Below are 7,419 nucleotides of genomic sequence, written 5' to 3' on the forward strand. Positions count from 1 at the left end.
CGAAAGGGAATCCGGCTCGTCGAAAGGGACTATTCCTCGCGCGAAAGGGAATCTATCACTTTGAAAGGGACTGAATTTAGATTCAAATGTATTCTAACTCTCGAAAAAAAATCGGAGTTTCTTCTATTTAAATAGCGTTCAGGATATGAAGTGGGATAAAATAGTGCCCATTGTTGCAAAAGATGTCAGACATTGATATAATATCTGTAGAAATATTTTTTTACATTAGGTGGGACGGAAAAAAAGTATATGGGACTTATTTTGACCTACCAATAGGAGAGTTAGCTATGTTGTCACTCACGGAGGCACAATTAAAAATGTTGCCTGAAATGGCCGAGTCGCTGCAAATTCGTTATCGTATTTTGCAAATGGTTCAGATGCTTGGGCCGATTGGACGTCGTTCTTTAGCAGAGAGTCTATCATTGCCAGAACGAGAAGTTCGAAAAGAAACAGATTTACTCAGAGAACAAACATTAATGGATGTTAGTCGTTCAGGTATGACAATTACGGAATTAGGGGTACAAGTATTAGAGAAGTTGAAGCCACTTGTTTATGAGTGGTCAGGGATTTCAGATCTCGAAACACAGCTTCAAAAATTACTTGGCATCAAAAAAGTAATTATTGTTGATGGAAACCTTGATTTAGAGCCATCTGTTAAGACATTGATGGGTGTCGAAGCGGTTACGCAACTTGAGCAATATGCGAAACCACAAGATATTGTGGCAGTTACGGGAGGAAGTACGGTAGCTGCAGCATCAAATGCTGTTCAAAAATCAAATCGTTTAAAGGATTTAACTTTCATTGCTGCACGTGGAGGTATGGGTGTCGAAGTACAAATGCAGGCGAATACAATCGCTTCGAATTTTGCAACAAATTCGGGGAATGATTATCGCACGCTTTATCTACCGGAGCATTTAAGTGAAGCTGCTTATAATGCGATGAAGGAAGAGCCGATGGTGCAAGAGATGCTTAGACTTTACGAAAAAACATCGATTGTGATTCATGGAATTGGTTCTGCAGATGAAATGTCTGGTCGTCGGAAATCATCAGAAGCAGAGAGACAAGCGCTTCAAAAATCGGGTGCTGTTGGTGAAGCTTTTGGTTATTATTTCGATGAAAAGGGTAAAGCAGTACAGAGAATAAGGACAGTTGGTTTGCAATTAGAACAGGTCAAAAACTGTCCCACTATACTTGCAATAGCGGGTGGTACAAAAAAAGCAAAAGCGATTTTATCTTATTTCAAAAATGCAGCGAAGCAGACAATCTTTATTACGGATATGGCAGCAGCACAACAAATGTTTAAAATTATTCAAAAATAACAATGTATTTCCAGGAGGAACAGATTATGACAATCAAATTAGCAATTAACGGTTTTGGACGTATTGGACGCTTAGTTTTCCGCACAGCTTTAGAGCGTGATGATATTGAATTAGTGGCAGTAAATGACTTAACTGATGCAGCGATGCTTGCACATTTATTAAAATACGATTCAGTACATGGTACACTTCCGAATAAAGTTACATCTGAAGATGACTGTATCGTGGTAGATGGTAAAAAAGTACGCGTTTATGCAGAAAAAGATCCTGTGAACTTACCTTGGGAAGCTTTAGGTGTGGATATCGTAGTTGAATCAACAGGGCTTTTCCGTGATCAAGATTCGGCAGGTAAACATTTAGAAGCTGGGGCTAAGAGAGTAATCGTATCTGCACCTGGTAAAAACATGTCAACATTTGTTATGGGTGTAAACCATACTGATTATGACCCTAAAAAAGACTTTGTTATGTCGAATGCTTCTTGTACAACAAACTGCTTAGCTCCTGTAGCAAAAGTATTAGACGAAAAATTCGGTGTTAAACGTGGTATGATGACAACAATTCACTCATACACAAATGACCAAAAAATCTTAGACTTACCACACTCTGACTATCGTCGTGCACGTGCAGCTGGACAATCAATGATTCCAACAACAACAGGCGCAGCAAGTGCGGTAGCGAAAGTATTACCGAACTTAAAAGGTAAATTAGATGGTATGGCAATCCGCGTACCAACACCAAATGTATCGCTTGTCGACTTAGTGGCAGAATTAAATCAAGAAACAACAGTAGAAGAATTGAATGCGGTACTAAAAGAAGCCTCTGAAAATGAATTACACGGTATTTTAGATTATTCAGATGTACCTCTTGTATCAATCGACTATAATGGTGTGACTTCTTCTTCAACAGTTGATTCATTATCAACAATGATTTTAGAAGGCAACCTTGTAAAAGTATTAGCTTGGTATGATAACGAAGCTGGTTACTCTACACGTGTTGTTGACCTAGTGGAATATATCGCAAAACAAGGTTTGTAATAAAAAAGATTAGCCATTACGTGGTAGATTGTATATAATGTATTTTGGAAAAAGGGGAGAAGTGAATAATAACTTCTCCTTTTTTTATGAAAAACACGAATATAAAATTTTAAGGAGGCTTTCTTCAAATGAATCCGAAGAAAACGATGAATGATGTAGAAGTGAAAGGGAAACGCGTATTTGTCCGTGTTGACTTTAATGTGCCAATGGAAGACGGTAAAATTACTGATGACACACGTATTCGAGCAGCACTTCCAACAATCAAGCATTTAGTCGATGAAGACGCAAAAGTAATCTTAGCGAGTCACCTAGGACGACCAAAAGGTGAAGTAGTTGAGGATATGCGTTTAACTGCAGTAGGTAATCGACTTGCAGAACTTCTAGGAAAGCCTGTACTCAAACTAGACGAATCAGTTGGTGAAACAGTAAAAACAGCTGTTCACAACATGAATGATGGCGATGTAGTACTTCTTGAAAACGTACGATTCCATAAAGGTGAAGAGAAAAATGATGCAGAGTTAGCAAAACAATTTGCTGAATTAGCTGAAATTTATGTGAATGATGCATTCGGTGCGGCTCACCGTGCACATGCTTCAACAGCAGGAATTGCAGAATATTTACCAGCTGTATCAGGTTTCTTACTACAAAAAGAATTAGATGTATTAGGTAAAGCATTATCAGATCCAGAACGTCCATTCACAGCAATTATCGGTGGCGCAAAAGTAAAAGATAAAATCGGCGTAATTGATCATTTACTTGATAAAGTAGATAATTTAATCATCGGTGGTGGCTTAGCTTATACATTTGTGAAGGCTCAAGGTCACGAAATTGGTAACTCACTTGTGGAAGAAGATAAGATTGAATTAGCAAAAGAATTTATGCAAAAAGCAAAAGATAAAGGCGTCAATTTCTTAATGCCTGTTGATGCGGTAGTCGCTTCTGAATTTTCAAAAGATGCTGACTCTAAAGTAGTCGACATTGATGCGATTCCAGCAGACTGGATGGGCTTAGATATTGGACCAAAAACAGTTGCGTTATATGCAGACACAATTAAAAATTCAAAATTAATCATTTGGAATGGACCAATGGGTGTATTCGAAATGGAAAAATTCGCAGACGGTACAAAAGGTGTAGCTGAGGCAATGGCTGAAACAGCTGGTTACACAATTATCGGTGGCGGTGACTCAGCAGCAGCAGTTGAAAAATTCCATGTAGCAGATAAAATGGATCATATTTCAACAGGTGGCGGTGCTTCACTTGAATTTATGGAGGGTAAGGAATTACCAGGTGTCGTTGCGTTAAACGACCGATAAAAAAATTTGACAGACATAGCGAGAATTTTAGCTTGTCTGTCTTTTCAACAACATCACTATCTTAGGAGGATTTTGTCTATGCGTAAACCGATTATTGCAGGTAACTGGAAGATGTTTAAAAAGTTATCTGAGGCTGTACAATTCGTTGATGAAGTAAAAGGTCAAGTTCCAGCTGCTTCAAAAGTAGATGCGGTCATTTGTGCACCATTCTTATTTTTACCAACTCTTGTTGAAGCAACAAAAGACACTGATTTGAAAATTGGTGCTCAAAATATGCACTTCGAATTAGAAGGAGCATTTACAGGTGAAGTAAGTCCAACACAATTAGCAGATGTAGATGTTCAGTATGTTGTACTTGGACATTCAGAACGTCGCGAATACTTCAATGAGACTGATGAAGCTGTTAATAAAAAAGCACATGCTGCATTTGAAAATGGCTTAACACCAATCATTTGCTGTGGTGAAACATTAGAAGAACGTGAAGCAGGTCAAACGGTTTCAAAAGTTTCAACACAAGTAACAGAAGCTTTAAAAGGTCTATCGAAAGAGCAAGTAATTCAATCTGTGATTGCATACGAACCAATTTGGGCAATCGGTACAGGTAAAACAGCTACAGCAGAAGAAGCAAACGAAACATGTGGCGAAATTCGCTCAGCTATTTCAGAAGCATTCGGTGCAGATGTGGCAGACCAAGTACGCATTCAGTACGGTGGTAGTGTAAAACCAGGTAACATTGCAGAATTATTATCAATGGAGCATATTGACGGAGCTCTTGTTGGTGGCGCAAGTTTAGAGCCAGCATCATACCTACAATTATTGGAGGCGGGCGCAAATGGCTAAAGGACCAGTGGCACTCATTATCTTAGATGGTTTTGGATTACGTGATGAAGAATTCGGTAACGCAGTAAAACAAGCACATAAACCGAACTTTGACCGTTACTATGAAAAATATCCACACACACAGATTCTTGCTTCGGGTGAAGCTGTTGGCTTACCAGACGGTCAAATGGGGAACTCGGAAGTTGGACACTTAAATATTGGTGCAGGACGCATCGTGTATCAAAGTTTAACACGTATTGGAAAAGCGATTAAAGATGGTGATTTCTTTACGAATGTTGCCTTATTAAAAGCAATTCAACACGTAAAAGAGAACAACTCGAAGCTACACTTAATGGGCTTATTATCAGATGGTGGCGTACACAGTCACTATGAGCATCTATTCGCCCTTTTAAAATTAGCAAAAGAGCAAGGTGTGAACGATGTCTATGTACATGGTTTCTTAGATGGTCGTGATGTAGGGCCAAAAACAGCGCTAAAATATGTGGAAGAAACAGAGCGTCAAATGGACGAAATTGGCGTGGGTGAATTTGCAACAATTAGCGGTCGTTACTATGCGATGGACCGCGACAAGCGTTGGGATCGTGAGAAAAAAGCCTACGATGCAATTGTAGACGGCGAAGGACTTGTTGCAACATCAGCAAAAGAAGGCATTGAAGCATCTTATGCTCAAGGCACAAACGATGAATTCGTTGTACCATTCGTGATTGAAAAAGACGGACAACCTGTTGCGACACTTGATTCGAATGATGCAGTGATTTTCTTCAATTTCCGTCCAGACCGTGCGATTCAGTTATCGACTGCATTTACAAATCCGCACTTCGAAGGATTTGAATTAAGTAAGAAACATCCAAAAAATATTGAATTTGTATGTTTTAAGAAGTATAGTGAAACTGTTATCGGTCACATCGCATTTGACGATGAGAACTTAAAAAATACAATTGGTGAAGTAATTGCAGATGCAGGCTTACGTCAATTACGTATTGCAGAAACGGAAAAATATCCACATGTTACGTTCTTTATGAGCGGTGGACGTGAGGAAAAATTCGACCGTGAAAACCGTATTTTAATTAACTCACCAAAAGTTGCAACATATGACTTACAACCTGAGATGAGTGCTTATGAAGTGAAAGATGCATTGCTTGCTGAGATTAATAACGATCATACAGATGCCATCATTTTAAACTTTGCGAACCCAGATATGGTAGGTCATAGTGGAATGCTTGAACCGACAATTAAAGCGATTGAAGCAGTGGATGAATGTTTAGGTGAAATCGTTGATGCGATTCTTGCAAAAGGTGGCGCTGCCATTATTACAGCTGACCACGGAAATTCAGATGAAGTGGTAACACTTGAAGGGAATCCAATGACCGCACACACAACCAACCCAGTTCCAGTGATTGTCACAAAAGAGGGAATCACATTGAATAAAACAGGTAAGTTGAGTGACTTAGCACCAACGATGTTGAAATTACTAGATGTAAAACAACCAGAAGAAATGACAGGAACACCATTATTTTAAAACAGTAGGGAGATTATTAAACATGCCAATTATTACAGATGTATACGCTCGCGAAGTATTAGACTCACGTGGTAACCCAACAGTAGAAGTAGAAGTATTAACAGAATCAGGCGCATTCGGTCGCGCAATCGTACCATCAGGTGCTTCAACAGGTGAATACGAAGCAGTTGAATTACGTGACGGTGACAAAGGTCGCTACCTTGGTAAAGGTGTAACAAAAGCAGTTCAAAACGTAAACGATGTTATCGCACCAGCATTAATCGGTAACTACGCAGTAACTGAACAAGTAGAAATCGATAACAAAATGATTGAATTAGACGGTACAGAAAACAAAGGAAACTTAGGCGCAAACGCAATTCTAGGTGTTTCTTTAGCAGTAGCACGTGCAGCTTCTGAAGTACACGGTCTACCACTTTACAAATACATTGGTGGTGTAAATGGTAAACAACTACCAGTACCAATGATGAACATCTTAAACGGTGGCGAACACGCTGATAACAACGTAGATATTCAAGAATTCATGGTAATGCCAGTTGGTGCTAAAACATTCAAACAAGCATTACAAATGGGTACTGAAATCTTCCATTCATTAAAAGCTGTATTAAAAGAATCTGGTCATAACACAGCTGTAGGTGACGAAGGTGGTTTCGCACCAAACTTAACATCAAACGAAGAAGCATTATCTACAATCATTACGGCAATTGAGCGCGCAGGTTACAAACCAGGCGAAGAAATCCAATTGGCGATGGACGTAGCATCTTCTGAGTTATATTCAGATGAAGATGGTAAGTACCACTTAGACGGTGAAGGCGTTGTGAAGACTTCTGAAGAAATGGTTGATTGGTACGAAGAGTTAACAAATAAATATCCAATCATCTCAATCGAAGATGGTCTTGACGAAAACGACTGGGCTGGTCACAAATTATTAACAGAACGTATCGGCGACCGCGTGCAATTAGTAGGTGACGATTTATTCGTAACAAATACGAAAAAATTAGCACGTGGTATCGAAGAAGGCGTTGGAAACTCAATCTTAATCAAAGTAAACCAAATCGGTACATTAACGGAAACATTAGATGCAATCGAAATGGCAAAACGCGCTGGTTACACAGCAATCATCTCTCACCGTTCTGGTGAATCAGAAGATACGACAATTGCTGACATCGCAGTTGCAACAAATGCTGGTCAAATCAAAACAGGTGCACCATCTCGTACAGACCGCGTAGCGAAGTACAACCAATTACTACGTATCGAAGACGAACTAGGTAAAACAGCTGTTTACCAAGGCCTAAAATCATTCTACAATTTAGATAAATAATTCAAACTAAAAAGAGGAGTGCGCATTTGCGCGCTCCTTTTTTAGTTGGATAGAAGGTGGGGTGATGGGTTCCCTTTCG

6 protein-coding genes are annotated in these 7,419 nt (G+C 39.3%); all 6 read left to right on the forward strand.

Going from position 1 to position 7,419, the window contains the following annotated elements; genetic code table 11:
• Positions 1 to 287: 287 nt before the first annotated feature.
• The 6 genes from KGI01_RS13030 to eno all read left to right on the forward strand — a co-directional run bounded on the left by KGI01_RS13030 (position 288) and on the right by eno (position 7,340).
• Positions 288 to 1,319, forward strand: a complete 1,032-nt coding sequence (locus tag KGI01_RS13030) for a sugar-binding transcriptional regulator (RefSeq protein ID WP_141275042.1) — start codon at positions 288 to 290, stop codon at positions 1,317 to 1,319.
• Between the two features lie 26 nt (positions 1,320 to 1,345).
• Positions 1,346 to 2,350, forward strand: coding sequence for a type I glyceraldehyde-3-phosphate dehydrogenase (gene gap / locus KGI01_RS13035; protein ID WP_141275043.1), 1,005 nt, complete (start codon positions 1,346 to 1,348; stop codon positions 2,348 to 2,350).
• A gap of 128 nt (positions 2,351 to 2,478) precedes the next feature.
• A complete protein-coding gene (locus tag KGI01_RS13040; protein WP_141275044.1) occupies positions 2,479 to 3,663 on the forward strand; it encodes a phosphoglycerate kinase in 1,185 nt (394 codons plus the stop codon).
• Positions 3,664 to 3,741: 78 nt separating this feature from the next.
• On the forward strand, positions 3,742 to 4,503 hold the full coding sequence (gene tpiA, locus KGI01_RS13045) for a triose-phosphate isomerase (RefSeq protein ID WP_141275045.1): 762 nt from the start codon (positions 3,742 to 3,744) through the stop codon (positions 4,501 to 4,503).
• Positions 4,496 to 6,022, forward strand: coding sequence for a 2,3-bisphosphoglycerate-independent phosphoglycerate mutase (gpmI, locus tag KGI01_RS13050; protein WP_141275046.1), 1,527 nt, complete (start codon positions 4,496 to 4,498; stop codon positions 6,020 to 6,022). Before tpiA ends, gpmI begins: the two co-directional genes overlap by 8 nt.
• A gap of 22 nt (positions 6,023 to 6,044) precedes the next feature.
• Positions 6,045 to 7,340, forward strand: coding sequence for a phosphopyruvate hydratase (gene eno, locus KGI01_RS13055; protein WP_068451249.1), 1,296 nt, complete (start codon positions 6,045 to 6,047; stop codon positions 7,338 to 7,340).
• Positions 7,341 to 7,419: the final 79 nt, after the last annotated feature.

This window comes from Kurthia gibsonii, from assembly GCF_006539985.1.
In the GTDB taxonomy this organism is placed as follows: Bacteria; Bacillota; Bacilli; order Bacillales_A; family Planococcaceae; genus Kurthia; species Kurthia gibsonii.

What these genes read in the sequence shown, in the direction of transcription:
- gap (WP_141275043.1), top strand. Translation starts at nt 1,346, where the DNA reads ATGACAATCAAATTAGCAATTAACGGTTTTGGACGTATTGGACGCTTA.
- KGI01_RS13040 (WP_141275044.1), top strand. Translation starts at nt 2,479, where the DNA reads ATGAATCCGAAGAAAACGATGAATGATGTAGAAGTGAAAGGGAAACGC.
- eno (WP_068451249.1), top strand. Translation starts at nt 6,045, where the DNA reads ATGCCAATTATTACAGATGTATACGCTCGCGAAGTATTAGACTCACGT.
- gpmI (WP_141275046.1), top strand. Translation starts at nt 4,496, where the DNA reads ATGGCTAAAGGACCAGTGGCACTCATTATCTTAGATGGTTTTGGATTA.
- KGI01_RS13030 (WP_141275042.1), top strand. Translation starts at nt 288, where the DNA reads ATGTTGTCACTCACGGAGGCACAATTAAAAATGTTGCCTGAAATGGCC.
- tpiA (WP_141275045.1), top strand. Translation starts at nt 3,742, where the DNA reads ATGCGTAAACCGATTATTGCAGGTAACTGGAAGATGTTTAAAAAGTTA.